9 protein-coding genes are annotated in these 16,645 nt (G+C 43.5%); 3 read left to right on the top strand and 6 right to left on the bottom strand.

All coding sequences use genetic code 11. The features are described from left to right. Positions 1–36: 36 nt before the first annotated feature. Positions 37–297, top strand: a complete 261-nt coding sequence (locus F946_RS03105; RefSeq protein ID WP_004692664.1) for an HP1242/YdcH family protein — start codon at positions 37–39, stop codon at positions 295–297. Positions 298–417: 120 nt separating this feature from the next. Here F946_RS03105 and F946_RS03100 read toward each other — a convergent pair whose 3' ends face one another. The 3 genes from F946_RS03100 to rpsO all read right to left on the bottom strand — a co-directional run bounded on the left by F946_RS03100 (position 418) and on the right by rpsO (position 4,413). Further along, positions 418–1,653: a magnesium transporter CorA family protein gene (locus F946_RS03100; protein WP_004978806.1), complete on the bottom strand. Its 1,236-nt coding sequence runs from the start codon at positions 1,651–1,653 to the stop codon at positions 418–420. 142 nt (positions 1,654–1,795) lie between these two features. Further along, positions 1,796–3,883, bottom strand: a complete 2,088-nt coding sequence (gene pnp, locus F946_RS03095) for a polyribonucleotide nucleotidyltransferase (protein ID WP_171054252.1) — start codon at positions 3,881–3,883, stop codon at positions 1,796–1,798. A gap of 260 nt (positions 3,884–4,143) precedes the next feature. Then, positions 4,144–4,413 (bottom strand): 30S ribosomal protein S15, encoded by a 270-nt coding sequence (gene rpsO / locus F946_RS03090; protein WP_004692669.1) that lies wholly within the window; start codon positions 4,411–4,413, stop codon positions 4,144–4,146. 251 nt (positions 4,414–4,664) lie between these two features. On the opposite strand from rpsO, the gene F946_RS03085 reads away from it, so the two are divergent. After that, entirely contained in the window at positions 4,665–5,963 is a 1,299-nt protein-coding gene (locus F946_RS03085; RefSeq protein ID WP_004978802.1) for a serine hydrolase domain-containing protein, read from the top strand. Between the two features lie 688 nt (positions 5,964–6,651). On the opposite strand, the gene recD is transcribed toward F946_RS03085, so the two are convergent. From recD to F946_RS03070, 3 genes are read right to left on the bottom strand one after another with little or no spacing between them, the layout of a single operon-like run. After that, entirely contained in the window at positions 6,652–8,436 is a 1,785-nt protein-coding gene (gene recD, locus F946_RS03080; RefSeq protein WP_004978799.1) for an exodeoxyribonuclease V subunit alpha, read from the bottom strand. 39 nt (positions 8,437–8,475) lie between these two features. Beyond that, entirely contained in the window at positions 8,476–12,228 is a 3,753-nt protein-coding gene (locus tag F946_RS03075; RefSeq protein ID WP_004978797.1) for a UvrD-helicase domain-containing protein, read from the bottom strand. Between the two features lie 3 nt (positions 12,229–12,231). Next, on the bottom strand, positions 12,232–15,912 hold the full coding sequence (locus tag F946_RS03070; protein ID WP_004978796.1) for an exodeoxyribonuclease V subunit gamma: 3,681 nt from the start codon (positions 15,910–15,912) through the stop codon (positions 12,232–12,234). Positions 15,913–16,090: 178 nt separating this feature from the next. Here F946_RS03070 and F946_RS03065 point away from each other — a divergent pair, with 178 nt between their 5' ends. Then, complete coding sequence (locus F946_RS03065) at positions 16,091–16,633, top strand: hypothetical protein (RefSeq protein WP_004978793.1); 543 nt, start codon at positions 16,091–16,093, stop codon at positions 16,631–16,633. Positions 16,634–16,645 lie beyond the last annotated feature (12 nt).

Here is a 16,645-nt window from a genome sequence, read left to right as displayed (position 1 = left end):
TTTTTTATTTTTGAATAAGAGGATTAGACGGCAACCATGAAACTCAAAGTTTGTAATAAAAAGACTAAGCTCATGTTTCCTGAATACCGAGACATGATTCAACAGCTTAGAGAAGACAATCCGCATTTTTCTAAAATGTTTGACGACCATGAAGCTCTCGATCAGGAAATTTGTTTACTCGAACAAGACCCTGTCAGGATTCATCGTGGAGAGATTGAGCCCCTCAAACGCAAAAAGTTGTTCATTAAAGATCAGCTTTATCGGATTTTAAAAGGAGCCCAGTTAAAAACCTCTTAAATTAAATCTCCCTGCGACGCCCACATATCCGAATAATAAATTGAACAACGATAGCGTCGGCATGTAAAGAAACACCTTAAAGCCCATTTGCTTTAATGGTCTATGCGGAAAATCACCGAATTATTTTAATTTGGTGATTTTCTCTAAATCTTTGATGGTGCCCTTCACGGTTTGCTTGATCGGCTCATAATCGATGAACCAAAACAAATTCATATGTTGATCCGCATGCTGTTGTGCCAACATATCAATGACACTTTTTTCGCCACGCCCGACCAAATGACGTCTATAAAAATAATACAGCAGAATCAATGTCGTCATTAACATGATGCCCAACATGATCCAAAACCCTGTTGGAGACTTCAGTCCAGGAATAAACTCGAAGTTCATACCATACACCCCTGTCAGTAAGGTCAGTGGTGCAAAAATCGCGGTAATAATGGCTAAAATCCGCATATTTTCATTAGTTTGATTGGCAATGGCTGAAAAATGTAGATCGATAGCTGCTTGCACTGCATTTCTCAAGCGAATGGTATGCTTTTGAATACGTTCAATATGACTGGTTAAATCATCGACACGTACCAACATGATGTCTTGTTTTTCGCTACGTTTTTTCCCTTTCAAGTGCGAATAATTATCGACAATTTCATCGCGTAATTCCTGCAAAGTTTCGATTTGTTCTTCGCACAAATTTTCCACTTGTTGGAAAGCCATATTCTCTTGCAACAGTTGATGCCACTTGGTAAAACGACGATGGCCTTGTAAAAGCTCTTGCTGCCAAAACTCCACTCGACGCGTCAGCGGAACACGTAAATCAAGATAACCATCCACCATGTTATTGAGCAGTCTCAAGGTCAAATCTAAAGGCGTTGCGGGTAGTTTTCGTGGTTTATTATGTTCTTCAATCGGACGGCTCAACACCGTTTCCATACGCTGAATATAGCTTTCAACTTCTTTATTGCCCTGCTCTCTAACCGTAATCAAGACTTGCGGCGTAAGCATAAAGCTAATCGGGGTCGTCGCCAGACCAAAGACCCGTTCATGTTTTTCAGCCGCTTGCGTATCAAGCTTGATTTGATCATCAGGTGTGATCAGCTTACGAAAGATCAGCAAGTCGTAATCTTCCAAAGTGTCAAAGGCACAAGGATGTTCTAAATTTAGAATGTCACGCAGATGATATTCATTCATCCACAGTCCCGTTGCCGCATAAATATCCTGCTGCCAATGTTCTGCCCGATTGACCACATCGTCACGGCTACACTCCACCCAAATAAACTCGGCTTCCTGCTCTGCAATCGGCTGTTTCTGCACATAAGTATGCTGTGCGGTGGGATGTTGATAGAAATAATAGCTTTGCATATCTCATTTATTATTGTCTGTCTTAGCCAGCATGATGCCATAAAAAAAGCCCTGAGCAAGCCAAAGTTTAAATTGGCCAAGCTCAAGGCTTTTCTAAGACAACTCAATTCACATGGCAAAAACCATGTGAATTGACAAGAGATTAAACTTGTTCGATATCTTTCATCGTCAATTTGATACGACCACGGTTGTCTACATCCGCAACTTGTACCTTAATTTCTTGGCCTTCTTTCAACACATCTGCCACGTTTGCAATACGCTCGTTCGAGATTTGTGAAATGTGAAGTAAGCCATCAGTACCTGGAAGAATGTTTACAAACGCACCGAATTCAACGATACGAATGACCTTACCGACGTAAATTGTACCCGGCTCAATTTCAGCAGTCAGTGCTTGGATTTTTGCAACAGCAGCAGCAGCAGCAGCTTTGGTTTCACCAAATACACGAACAGTACCGTTGTCTTCAATATCAATTGCAGCTTTGGTTTCTTCAGTGATTGCACGAATCGTCGCACCACCTTTACCGATTACATCACGGATCTTGTCTGGGTTGATGTTGATCACTTGGAATGTCGGTGCATGCATTGAAATTTCAGGGCGAGCACGTGAAATCACTTGGTTCATTTCGTTCAAGATATGCATACGACCCGCATACGCTTGGTTCAATGCCGCTTCCATGATTTCTTCAGTGATACCTTCAATCTTGATATCCATTTGAAGTGCAGTAATACCGTTCGCAGAACCGGCTACTTTAAAGTCCATGTCACCTAAGTGATCTTCGTCACCTAAGATGTCAGAAAGAACTGCGAAACGCTCGCCTTCTTTCACTAGACCCATTGCAATACCTGCAACTGGCGCTTTCAATGGAACACCTGCATCCATAAGTGATAATGAAGCACCACATACAGAAGCCATTGAAGATGAACCGTTTGATTCAGTAATATCCGATACGATACGAATCACGTACGGGAAGCGGTCAGCTGCAGGAAGAACCGCTTGAACACCACGACGCGCCAAACGACCGTGACCGATTTCACGACGCTTAGGACCAGATTCACGACCTGTTTCACCGACAGAGTATGCAGGGAAGTTGTAGTGCAACATGAAGTTGTCAGTTTTAGTACCAGCTAGGGTATCAACCATCAACGCATCACGGGTATTACCTAAAGTGGTAGTTACCAATGCTTGAGTTTCACCACGTGTGAATAATGCAGAACCGTGTGCACGGCCTAATACGCCCACTTGAACATCAATGGCACGAACAGTTTTCGTGTCACGACCATCAATACGTGGTTTACCAGACAAGATGTTGTCACGTACCGTACGGTATTTCAAATCTTCGAATAATTCGTCAACTTCAGCAGCAATGCCAGTTTCATCATTTTCAGGAACGAACTGAGCAACAGCTTCTACGTGAAGTGCATCTAATGCTGCGTAACGGTCTTGCTTAACAGCAATGGTATACGCTTCAGAGATTTTCGCTTCAAATGCATCTTTCAATTTGCCAAGAAGCTCTTCATTTTTAACTGGCGCAACCCAAGTTGATTCAACCGCACCCGCAGCAGCAGCAAATTCTTTAATCGCTTGAATTGCGATTTGCATTTCGTCATGACCGAAAAGTACAGCGCCTAACATTTGGTCTTCAGAAAGTTCTTTCGCTTCAGATTCAACCATCAATACAGCAGCTTCAGTACCTGCAACCACAAGGTCAAGATCAGATTCTTTAAGCTGTTCTAAAGTTGGGTTAAGGATGTATTCACCGTTGATTAAACCAACACGTGCGCCTGCGATTGGGCCTGCAAATGGAACACCAGCAATAGACATCGCAGCTGAAGCACCCAACATTGCAGCGATATCACCTTCCATGGTTTTGTCAGAAGAAATAACAGTCGCTGTTACTTGGATTTCGTTGTAGAAACCTTCTGGGAACAATGGACGGATTGGACGGTCAATAAGACGTGAAATTAAAGTTTCAGCTTCAGACTGACGACCTTCACGCTTACCGTAACCACCTGGGATACGACCTGCAGCATATTGTTTTTCTTGGTAGTTAACAGTCAACGGGAAGAAGTCTTGGCCTGCTTTTGCTTTTGGTTGAGCAACGATTGCAACAAGAACCTGTACACCACCCATGGTGATCACAACAGTGTTTGCTTGACGAGCAACACGACCAGTTTCTAAAACAACCGTGTGTTGACCATATTGGAATTCTTTACGAATAATATTAAACATAGACATGTATTTTTCTTTCCTGATTTTTATTCTAGTGGAGACCCCTAAGGTTTGGCATTCACATCGCCATTTCAGGCAACTGTATAAATGACAAAGCTTAGAAGCCGACCTCACCAGAGACTAAAAATATGATTTTAAGACACAAAGAAGGAGCGAAACATTCGCCCCTTCCCCATTACCTCACAGAAGCAAGGTAGACTTTCTTTTTCAGTAATAAAGCATTCAAAATGCGATAGTCCGAAAATAAAAGTTTAATCGAATTAACGACGTAAACCTAAAGCAGCAATCAAGTCGCTGTAACGAGTAGCGTCTTTACCTTTAAGGTAATCAAGAAGCTTACGACGTTGGTTAACCATACGGATAAGACCGCGACGGCTATGGTGGTCGTGTTTGTGCTCTTTGAAGTGACCTTGTAAATCATTGATTTGAGCAGTTAAAAGAGCTACTTGAACTTCTGGTGAACCAGTGTCGTTTTCAGCGCGAGCAAATTTAGCAATGATCTCTGCGCGATCTGCGTTTGTTAAAGCCATTCGATTTCTCCGAGATGCTTATAAGTTACATTTGATACAAATCAAATTGATTCTTCAAAACCAAGTTGACTGCCGTGCATCACTACAGCAAGGCATTATTTTAAGGGATCTAGCGCTATATTGCAAAAATGTTTTATGTTCGCAGTCAATTCAGCAACTGACGGCTTTGCACAAATCATGCACAATAATGACAATCCTGATTTTCAATATCAGACTCAGACCTAATAAAAACGAAAAATAGAGAGAAATTTGTGAAAATTTTATCTGCCAATACCTGTTATGTCCCCCATGACCTCAACCACGTGATTCGTTCTAAAGATGAGGTCTCTGCTACCTTGGGTGGCATGAATGACGCACAAATTCAAAGCATTTGGGCCAGTGTAGAGTCCCTATATAAAACAGGAAACTACCCTTTCATCAGCCTCTGTTTACGTCGTCAGGGACAAATATTGTTAAATCGCAGCATTGGTTATGCGCAAGGCAACTCACCCGATGGTTTAGCGGCAGATGCGAAAATTGGCACACCTGATACCCCAGTTTGCTTATTTTCCGCCTCTAAAATCGTTACAGCCATGCTGATTCATATGTTGGATGAACGCGGTGATCTGAATTTACTCGATCCGATTAGCCACTATATTCCCGAATATGGCGTAAACGGTAAACGTCGTGCCACCATTTTCCATTTACTCGCTCATCGTGGTGGCATTCCTCGCATTGACAGTAAAGTCACGCCTGAACTGTTGTTTAATCAAGATCAAATTTTAGAACGTCTTTATGCGGCACAACCCGTTTCAGCCTCAGGCACACATCTGGCGTATCACGCCGTGACGTCAGGTTATATTTTAGGGGAAATTATCAAGCGGGTAACAGGTCAAACAGCCCGCGAATTTCTTGCCGAAAATATCGAAAAACCCATGGGATTAGATTACTTTAACTATGGTCTAAAACCTGAGTATCGAGCGGATGTCGCTTTAAACTATGCCACAGGTCTACATCCACGTTTAGGAACAGACCATTATCTCAATCGGGTACTGGGTGGTGGTTTACAGTTGGCCGTCGATGTGACCAATGATGCGCGCTTTATGGACACGATTTGTCCAGCGGGCAATATTTATACCAGTGCCGAACAAGCTGGACGTTTCTTTGAAATGCTCTTGAGTGGTGGCGAATACCAAGACAAACAAATCATGAGTGCCCAAACGGTATTTCGCTCGACATTGGCCACATCAGGAGTCAGTTTAGATCGGACATTATTAGTCCCGATGCGTTATGCCTTAGGCCCAATGTTAGGGAGTAATCCTATTGGATTATTTGGACCCATGACTGGGCAAGCCTTTGGACATCTCGGGTTTTCCAATATTCTCTGCTGGGCCGATCCAGAACGTGATATTAGTGTATCTCTGTTAACCACAGGAAAGTCCGTCGTCGGGACCCACTTACCGGCTTTAGCGAAAACGCTTTATCAAATCTCAAAACATTGTCCCAAAATCTTAAAGCACCAACGTCGCTCCTTATTTGCAACTGATCGAAGTGAAACAGATTTAGTCTGAGCATAAAAAAAAGCCCAAGTAAACTTGGGCTTTTTTGCGCTGTAGTGTTCTTTTATTTTTGTTCTTGTTGTTTTGGTTATCATTATAATAATGCGCTTTTCCGCGTCTTCTATTAAACATTCCATGTTTAATTATTTACGTCCTTATGTGACACATTTTGCCACACAGAGCTAAAGATAAAAGTCGCATTTTGCTCATCTCCATGTAAGCGATTGCTTACATTAAACTCTCAATTTCTCCACAATTGAACCTAAAGCACATTCTAAAATTCAATAAATTACATTCAATTCGATAAAAAACAAATACTTAATAAATTAATTAAAAGTTACAAACCACAATATATTGCACCAATATCTACCCAACCGTTCATATATTAATGTATTTGTATTTCGATAAATGATTGGCTATTTTTTGTCATATTATGCCAATTTAGCAGATATAAAAAAGCCTTGTAGTCTCTCCCAAAACTACAAGGCTTAGCGGCTGTAAGTTTCCTCTTTCACCTACTTCACTGTAAGTTCGCTGTCTACTGACGTTATTATTATCTTTTTGCGATTATACTCAACATTCCGTGTTGAGCTCTTTATGTGAAGCCATCTTCTCAAAATCCTCAGCAAAGCTCTATGCGCAAATCTCCTGAATCCTTGTAAGCCATTTCGTACAAAGCTCCTATTTATTTATTAAATCTTCACAATTGAATTTGTTGATTAATTTTTCTTGATAGACCACTTTCTCGGGTGGTTCGAGTCACCATAGCATGTACGAATGCATCGGCATCGACCAGTAAACTGACCACTTTTTTCGCTCGCGTAATTGCGGTATAAATCAACTCTTTACTGAGTAATTTTTCAGCCTGCCGATCTAACACCACCGCGGTATGGGTGAACTCAGAGCCTTGAGATTTGTGAATGGTCAGTGCAAAAGCCGTTTCAATATTTTTGGGTAATCGTGTCGCGGCTACCCATTTATCCAGACTGGGGAAATACACCTCAAACTGCAACTTACCTTGTTGAACGCGCTGTAAACACAGGCCAATATCACCATTTGACAAGCCCAACTGATAGTCGTTATAGGTCATCATCACCGGACGTCCCAAGTACCATTCGCCTTGTTTGATTTGTTTTGATTGTTCCAATAGACGCTGCTCGATTTGTAGATTGAGCTGTTTTAGGCCGAAATGGCCATGACGCATGGCGGCTAAAATACGGTAATCATCAAAATGATGAATCACTTTGGGCACGAGAGACTCATTAGGATTTTGCTGATATTGCTTTAAAGCCTCGACATAGCCCTGAAAGCCAAGCATCAGCAGATCATAATAATGCTGCAACTGCTCTGCAGATAAAGCCTGCTCAGGCAACAATTCGAGTTGTAAATAATCGACCTTGACCTGATCCAACTCAACCGCCTTCAACGTCGTGGCATGTACCACTTGCTGTTGAAAATTGTGCAATACGCTCTGTTTTTCGGCAGGATGCGTCATTAAGTCAAAACAAGATTGCTCTTGAATAAATTGTGCCAACTTGCCAATTCGTGCATCTGATTTGAAACGACGGCTATTGACCAAATTGACTCTATTTTCAGCCAAAGCTGGAACCTGTTGTAGATCGGCGAGCACAGAGCCAACATCGACCGAAGCTAACTGATCGGCATCTCCCAATAAAATCAAACGGGCTTGATTCGGCATGGCAGCAAAAAGCATCTGCGCCAAATTTAAATCCAGCATGGATGCTTCATCAACGACAATTACATCATAAGGTAAAGGTTGTCTGCTATGAAAACGCGGTTTCTGCGTATTCCCTAGGCCCAAAAGTCGATGTAACGTCACAGGATTTAAGTTTTTCAAATCTGGGGCAACTAAGTCTTGTAACTTTTCATCCTGAAAAGAGTTCTGCAGGGCTTCTTTCATCCGCTGCGCCGCCTTACCTGTCGGTGCAGCCATCGCAATACGAATATCAGGTAGACTTTGCTTGAGCACCGCAATAATCCGTGCCAAGGTATAGGTTTTCCCTGTGCCCGGACCACCTGTAATAATACTCAACGCCTGCTCAGCCACCATCGTCAAAGCTTGCTTTTGATAGGGGTCTTCAAGCAAATGGGCATAAGCTGAAATATCCACTTGCGTTAAGTTTTGCAGTTTTAACCGTGCTACTTGCTCGGCCAAGGACTGCTCTAAAGTCCAATAACGATACAAATATAATTGCTGCTGATCGTAAACAAACGGCGCTTTTTGTTGCTGTGCCTGCTGTTCATCCATGACCAAATCATCTAAGACTGTGACGGCTTCAGCTGCAACCGAGATACAACTCTCACCGCGTAGCATGGCTTCAAGGACCTGTTGAATCATTTCACTACGCGCTTCGGTGGGCCCTGTTTTACTCAACGGTGACTGCTGAATAAACTGACTCCAACGCGTTAACCATGTGTCTACCACGGCAGCCTGATCAATACTGGCTTTATGAACATTTTCCACACGGTTATCCTCAAAGTTATCCACAGCTTAATTCTTTGTTTATGGGTGACTAATTTCACTTAATTCAGAAGTTTTGCCTACATGATTTTCAGTAGATGTATCCTCAGCAAAATAACCCAAGATGGCATCTAGCCTTAAAATAAACTCGGGGCTGGCATACCAACTTAAAACCCCTTGATTGGGCTGCCCATTCATCCCTCTCAAATAAAGATAACTCGCCTGACCAAGATGTTTTTCAATATCATAGTCCAACAAATTCACTTTTAAATAACGGTGCAAAGCCACCAAATATAAGCCCGCCTGCAACCAATAACTGGCATGTGACATATTCAATTGGATTGCATCATGATTGTAGCTCTGCTGATCCGCCCCTAAGAAGTTACTTTTATAATCGGCGATGTGATAACGCTGACCATCAAAATAAACCAAGTCAATCGAACCAGTCAGATAACGAGCAGAATTGGCTTCATTTAAGTCGAGCAGATCAATGCCGTATTCTTGAAACAATGCCTGTATGCGTTTAATCGCCAGCACATGATCGGACAATGACAAATAAAAAGGAAATTCAGCCAAGTGTTCATCGGCTTTAAGTTGCTTCAACTGAAAACCTGCATGCAAAGGCGTTTCTAGCACATCTGCTAACCACGCTTGCATCCACTGCACCAATTGAGTTTCATCATCCTGTCCAAACTCGTGTTGATATTTGCCCAATAACTCTTGCCACAGTAAGGGACTATCATTTTTAAAACGACGATGAATTTCCAGTCCCCAGTCATGCGGATCCTGAAAGTCAATATGCTCGAAAATTTCGTGCAGGAAAGTTCCCGCAGTCGTCCCCATTGGAAACTGCCGCTTAATCCACGCCAAAGGCTGACTCAGCTCCACATCCTCAAGCACAGGATGATTAATCTCGTCATCCGCACTACCCACTTTCTCGCTCAAAACCGCTAAGGCATCCATTGCCTCTTTGCGACTCAAATGCTGTGCCAACGCACTAAAACTGGTTTTGGAACGTGGATAAAAACGCTGTTCAGGAAAGGCCAAGGCTTGCAACTGAATGATCTCTTGCTGCTGGGCTGGCTGTAAACGGATCGGCTTTTCAGTCAGCAACGCCTCATCACCACTGGCAGGGTGCTCAAACAGACTGCCTGCTTGGCCACGCCAAAATGCCAATGCCGTATTTGATTTATATTCCTGATCTTGCAGTAAGGCATACACGCGGTGGCTGGCGCGGGTCAGTGCGACGTACCATAAGCGATGCTGTTCTGCTTCGGCACGCTCATTGTGTTGCTCAATCGCGGCTGGGTCTAACAGATTTGCATCATTTACCGCTACGATGCGCTGTAACTCGCTCTGCCCTGTCGTCGGATTGATCTGTTCCAGCGTTGAAAAGTTTAAGGTTTTATTCATTTCCTTAAAGTCTTTGTCGGCACCCAGCAAGAACACAATTTTAAACTCTAGACCTTTGGACTGATGAATGGTCATCAGCTGTACACCTGTGGCATTGGAGAGTTTACGTTCCAACTCCCACTCACGTTCCGCAGGCAAATGTAACTGTTTGAGATACCAATGATACAGTTTCTGCGCACCTTGGAACTGCTCACTATGCTGGCTCAACAACTCAGTCAAATGCCGTAGATTGACCACAGTCCGTTCGTTGTCTCGGCTTTGGTAAGCCACCAAGTTTTTCCACACTTTAAAGAGGTTTAAAGCGTACTGCCATGCACTTAAAAAGCCTTTGTTGATCCACATATCGCGGATGTCATCAAAATCCGCCATAAACTGGCTCAGACCGTTGGCTTGCTTTTCCAGTTCCAGTAACTGTTTTAAATCTATCGCCAACAGCCGGCTCAAAAGCGCACGGCGAACTTTGGCTTCATCAAAAGGATGCATCATTGCAGTCAATAGCGCACCCACATCTTTCGCAACCTGACTTTCAAACACACTGCGTTTAGACGGACGGTTGACTAAAATCCCTAAACGCTCTAGTTCAAACTGAACTTTGTCCAAGCCATCATGGTTTTTCGACAACACCGCGATATCATTTGCCCCCATAAACTGTGGCGGATCATCTGCCACATACAGTTGCTGTTGAATGCCTTGGTTGATTAAATCACGAATTTTCCATGCCACTTGTTGAGCTTCATTTTTTTTATCTTCAAGTAACAGCCAACGCAGCGGTACATGGTTTTCACCCTGTGCATCGACCAAAGCAGGATGTGGTCGAGTCCCTGCTTCTACAGGCTGGTAATAGACCTGCTCACCAAAGTCTTGTTGGCGTTGAAATAAAGCATCCACTACCTGTACCAGTTTTTGCACAGAACGATGGTTATATTTCAAACTATACTGCCGACCTTGCTTTGCCAAAACATCTAAACGTGCTTTGTTATACGTCAGCATGTCACCCCCACGAAAGCCATAAATGGCTTGTTTTGGGTCACCGACCATAATCATACAGCCTTGATGATAACGCTGTTCATCCCGCCAAATCCGCGCCAACATATCATCTTGGTCTTGGTTAGTGTCTTGAAACTCATCCACTAAAATGAGCGGATAGCGTGCCTGTACAAACTGAGCAAAGCGCCTGCCTTGTTCACCCTGTAAGGCTTCTGACAAGGTACGAATTTGCTGGGCAAAAGTCGTTTCACTCTTTTGCTGCAACACTTGTGGTAAACGCTTTTTCACTTCAGAACTTAAGTGATATTTCAAATACGCATCCAACACATCCAAATTAAGCTCTAACTCTGCCAATGCCTCTAAGAAACTGCGGACCTGTCGCCACACAGGATGCTGCTCAAACTGTTCCAACACATCTACAGCACATTTGTTTAAGACTTTTTTTGTTGCGAGGTCAGTCAGGTGTTTTAAGGTTTTTTCAAAATGTGGTGCGAATAAGGCATAAGCCCGCTGCTCTTTCAGTGCAGTCAAAAAAGCAGGTAAGTCCTGACATAAAATACGCTCCATCAAAGCATCGGTGCGCCACTTCTTCCCCAACACCGCATGGTATTGGCCCTCAGGGGCATAATAGTCTTTCAAGCCTTCAATCTGCACCACATCCAGCGTGGTAAATTGATCAATGGCCTGTTCAAATTGTGTCAAATCAAGTGTAGGTTTTTCTACCTGTTGAAACTGTGCTGATGCAAAGTTCAAACTATTTTCAACAATCGGCACATAAGCTTGTTCGGTTTTTAATTTTTGTTTTAACAGTAAATAATTCACCACAGGCTGCGGCTGTGCTTGAATCCACTCGCGTAATACGTCATGAATAAGCTGTTGAGTATAACTCTGCGCATCATCGGTGATATCTGCACGCTCAATCTTGCCACTTTCAAAAGAAAACTCACGCAGTAACTTTTGACTAAAACTGTCCAATGTCCCGACAAATAACTCATCTAACTGATCAATCACCAACTTCAAACGCTCTTGGGCAAAACCGACCCGCTGTGCATAATCTGTGAGTACTTTGGTAAAAAGCGGATCTTGTTCAGCGGCTATTTTGGCCTGTATTTCTCGCTCGGTCAGACTCTGACAACCTTCAAAATAACGTAAAGTTTCAATCAAACGTGCCCGAACGCGACTTTTCAGCTCCGCAGCGGCAGCACGGGTGAAGGTGGTTGCAATGACCTGATTCGGCAAATAGGCCCCGAGAAAAATGCGTACCATCAAACTGGATAAAGTAAAAGTCTTGCCTGTGCCTGCTGAAGCTTCAATCCAATGTAAGCCCTGAAAACTCATATCGGCAATGGGTTGATAAGACATGTTCGATGTAGTGACCTGAGACTGTGCTTTCATGACTTAGTCCTCAAGGCTTTGCTGATGCAAAAATATCGGATGATATAGTTCATAAGAAAACTGCTCGCAGGCATGGGCAAGTAATGCTTTGGCATCCTGCTCTTGTAAAATAAACTGCCAGTCGCGGTGTGCTTTATTGGCTTCATTTTCAGTCATTGAAAAACCACTAAAGCGACCATCTTCTTCCCACACTTTATAAATGGCGTCCATGTCCGCAATCACCATCTGCTCCTGATCATTCAGTTGCCATTCATGCGTTTTATCTTTTTCTGCAATTTTCAGTAACAAGGCCGCAGGTAAAACCAAAGGCTGAGTTTGTGCATACTCCCATGCTTTCAACCAAGGTTTGAGCCATTCACGCGCCTGATTTGAACTCACACCAGTACATAAAATGGTTCGGTCACTAAACACCACGATGCGTTGATATTGCTGTCCGCCCTCACCCAAATTGACATAAGCCAACCACAGTAAATACTCTAACCAAACTTTGGCACGGCGCTTTGCCCGAGCACTGGATGCTTCTACACTGACCCATTTTTCAGCACTAAATTTGGCTAGGGTGACATTGATCTGTAAATGTTCATTCACTTTCCAGACTTGTTGGGTCGTGGCTGTAGCCTCGGGTGCATAGCGTTGTAAACGTGCCAGCAAGCGCTGCTGCTCAAGCACGCTCATTTGCCAGACCCCATCTTGCACTTTACCAATCGGCAGTTGATCCATCAGAAGATTGGCATCTGCCGCTGCCTCATGTTGTTGTAAAAAATGACGAATGGCATAACGTCCTAAACCATCGAGCAGTAACGGTTCTTGCGTTGCAGGAACCTCTTCTGGTTTTAAGTTTTCCACGCCTAAAGTCTTGAGATACAGCCTTGCAGGGAAAGTGATGTCCTGAATCCACTGCTGACTATCAAGAACTTGAATATCTTGCTCTAATTTTGGATAAGGCGTATTGACCCAACTGCTCCGTTGTCCCGATGCATGTTGCAATTGTTTCGCGACTTGAAACCATTGGTCTTGAAAACGGACACTGTGCTCAGACTCAAAACCACGCGGATCAAAAGGCAATAAAGGATGGACATGATACAGCGATGCCAACTGTGCAGGGACAGTCACACCATGCTGATCAACCGTTGCATTGACACTCTTGCTTTGTGTGTCAGGCTGCACAATAAAGGCCATATGCTGAACCAGTTCTTGCAACACTGTAGACGGATCACGGACTTCACCATCGTTGATATCAAAGCCATTATAAAATAACCATAAGTTCTCTTGTGCCAACAACAAGGCATCTAGAAAAGCCCCTTGATCATCTTCCAAACGGGAACGATCCCCCAGTTGTGGCTTCAGTAAATCCATTAGGTCAAAAGGCAAATGCGCACTGCGGTTGGGAAACTTGCCACTGTCCAAGCCCAACATCACGATCAACTTATACGGCACAGGTCGAATCTGACCAATTTGACTAAATGTGATCTGCCCTGTAGGTTCGGCATAGTCCAGTTGCGCTTCTAAGGTCTTTTGGATTTCTTCTAATACATAAGGCAAAGGTAAACTTAAACTGCGCAGTGCATGATGGTCGTGTTCGTCATAGAAACTCGCCAAGGTCAGCATACGTTCTTGTTTTTTGACCATCTTATACACTGCGGCCAAAGACTCGACACCCGCAGCTTCAAACTCGCGAATATCTTCCATCAAACGATTCAGCCAAGTTTCCGCAGTCGTCCGTTGTCCAATTTCATGCGCGATCATCCACTCGGAACGGTGTTTAAAATCTTGATAGATTTCTATCAAAACACCAATCAGCTCAAAATCACCCGACTGGACTTGGGCATAGCTTAAGGTCTCATGAAACAGCACATGCTCTGGGACAGCGACGCCTAAAGCCAAACGATCTAAGGCAAACTTCAGACTATAACGATAATCTTCATCCCCTTCGGCCAGACTACGTTTTAAATGCTCGGCATCCAATCCACGTTTAAAGCCTGCGTTGATCAACAGCTCCGTCATGCGCTCGATCATATTCATGTCTAAGCCATAACGTTGCTGCGTTGCATTTAAACTGAGCCAATCGGCAAAGTCCTCAATACTGAAACGTCCTCGCACCAAGACCATCCGTCCCAGTACGGCACGCCATGCATTTAAAGCATCGAGTTGAGTCACGCCAGCCAGCTTAATCGGCAGATAAATACTGTCTTTACTCAGTTGATGGCCCTTTTGCAAAGCCTCACGCTCATGGGGAGGAGGTGCAAAAACACTGCGAATAAAAGGTTCTAGCTCAGTCAAACTGGGCGTCAACACTAAAATATCACTTGGACGTCGTGGTGCTTCAGCCGTGCCCTGAGCCAACCAATGCGTCAGTTGATCTTTGAGGACTTCAAGCTGTCTAAGGCTGGAGTGACAGACATGAATCTGTATCGAATCATCTTGTTCAGCCAAAGCATACTGATGCGGCGTAGGTTCTACCAAATACAGGACATCAGACTGAATTTTACCAAGTAAAGTTTCTGGATATTCATCAACAAAGACATCGGCCCATACGCCATCTTCACCTGAAGAAAGGTTGGAAAGTAAAGAGAAATGGTCGCGCGCTTGTTTACCAAATCGGGTCAGTAAAGGATGGCGAGACTCTCGGGTTTCTGCATTAAAATTGAGGGTAAACTCATCAAAAAACTGCTGAATCTCGGCATCATTGGCATTTGGATTTTTTTCAATAAAACGCTGCTTCACCCGTGCGTCATAACGCGCTTTCCAGTTGGGATCGACACTGTCCGCCCAGTACTCTTGTGATGGGTTATAGTGAAAAATAAAGATCTCGAGGTATTGCCCCAATCGATGTAAAAATTCCAATTGCTTTGGCGGTAAATCTAAAACCGTAAATACCACCAGCTGCGCAGGTAACTTTTTAAGCGCAGCATCTCGGGTCTCTGCTTGATCGAGTAAGTCCCAAAATGCAGTATCAATACGCTGAATTTGTTCAAAGTCAGCATGAAAGACCACTTGCCAGAGCCAACGTTGCCATGCTTCCAATTCATGCGCTTGATTAAGCTGAAAAGCACTGAGTTCTTGCTGAGTTTTAAAAAACATCTGCTCCAAATCGAGCGGCTGGTTTTTACCCCATGCTTGCAACCAATTGGTCTGGCAACGGCAATTTTGCGGTGGACAGCCTTTGGTGCAATGCCCACGATAATCCATATAAAAACTAAATAACCGTGAAACCTGCTCCGCGACCCAATACAACATGCTTTGTTTTTTGAGCTGTTTATCAATGCCTTGTTGCAAACGGTCGGCGCTGGCATAGATCCGCTGAATAATCGGATACAACGGATGAGCAACCTCTAAAGGATTCAGCTCGGCTTGTATAAATTCTTTTAAGGCTTGAAAGACACGCCATTTAATAATCAATCGCGGAATATTGGCTTTACGAACCTCATCTTTTTGATCGACCAAAACCCACTGATAAGCCGACCATTGAAAACCACGAATACGATGATGAAACTGCGTGTTGGCACTGATGCCCTGCTGTTCTGCCAACTTTTGCGTTAGCCACGCCTCAACCGCAGGTGAAGGTACAATAAAGTGCTGTGCTTGCAGCACTTGAAAGGCATTTTTGGCCGGTTTAAAGACGGTTTTTTGCATGGCTTGCAACAGAACATCAATACGCTGACTTTGTATTACGTGTATCGCCATGTTTCCTCTCAAATAACCATCTTATGAAAAATCTACAAAAGTACACAGATTATTGACTATACTTCTGGTTCTGTCTATGTCACTTTGATGACATATTTCTATTTAAAATTTGCTTTAAAATACGCACTTTAAGCAAAACTAGAATCAATGTGAATCAGGATATTTTAGGGTTTAGAAGATGAAATTAGAGCACATTCCAGAAAAAATTGATCCCTCTTTAAATTTAGAACAAATCCGCGAAGAATGTTTGGATTTAGTCAAAAAGCGCGCCTATTTTTCCGCAGGTGCTGCGGTTATTCCAGTCCCCTTCCTCGATGTGGTGATTGATGTGGGCATATTGTCGCAGTTGATTCCCGAAATTAACGCCCGTTTTGGTTTAACCCCAGAGCAAGTCAGTGTCTACGACCCAGAAACCAAGCAAATACATTGGTCAGAACTGCGTAAACGTGGCGTGGAGTTCTCTGGATTGGTAGTGGCACGTACAGCCGTGAAGAAATCCCTCAATAACATGGCAGCCAAATACATCACCAAACAAGTCACCAAATTCATTCCTCTTGGTGGACAAATGATTGCGGCCAGCTTGGGTTATGTCGTGATGAAAAAAATTGCGGAAACCCATGTGGAAGAGTCGTATAAGCTCGCCAAAGGCATTCAACTGAAACAAGCCGCTGAACAAGGTATTCCTGTTGCAGCGCCAGTGACCCAAATTCCCTTAAGTTAAAGAACTAAATCT

It is taken from the genome of Acinetobacter johnsonii ANC 3681, assembly GCF_000368805.1.
GTDB lineage: Bacteria > Pseudomonadota > Gammaproteobacteria > Pseudomonadales > Moraxellaceae > Acinetobacter > Acinetobacter johnsonii.
This window is presented reverse-complemented; position numbering and strand designations above follow the sequence as displayed.

What these genes read in the sequence shown, in the direction of transcription:
- F946_RS03105 (WP_004692664.1), top strand. Translation starts at nt 37, where the DNA reads ATGAAACTCAAAGTTTGTAATAAAAAGACTAAGCTCATGTTTCCTGAA.
- F946_RS03100 (WP_004978806.1), bottom strand. Translation starts at nt 1,653, where the DNA reads ATGCAAAGCTATTATTTCTATCAACATCCCACCGCACAGCATACTTAT.
- pnp (WP_171054252.1), bottom strand. Translation starts at nt 3,883, where the DNA reads ATGTTTAATATTATTCGTAAAGAATTCCAATATGGTCAACACACGGTT.
- rpsO (WP_004692669.1), bottom strand. Translation starts at nt 4,413, where the DNA reads ATGGCTTTAACAAACGCAGATCGCGCAGAGATCATTGCTAAATTTGCT.
- F946_RS03075 (WP_004978797.1), bottom strand. Translation starts at nt 12,228, where the DNA reads ATGAAAGCACAGTCTCAGGTCACTACATCGAACATGTCTTATCAACCC.
- F946_RS03070 (WP_004978796.1), bottom strand. Translation starts at nt 15,912, where the DNA reads ATGGCGATACACGTAATACAAAGTCAGCGTATTGATGTTCTGTTGCAA.
- F946_RS03065 (WP_004978793.1), top strand. Translation starts at nt 16,091, where the DNA reads ATGAAATTAGAGCACATTCCAGAAAAAATTGATCCCTCTTTAAATTTA.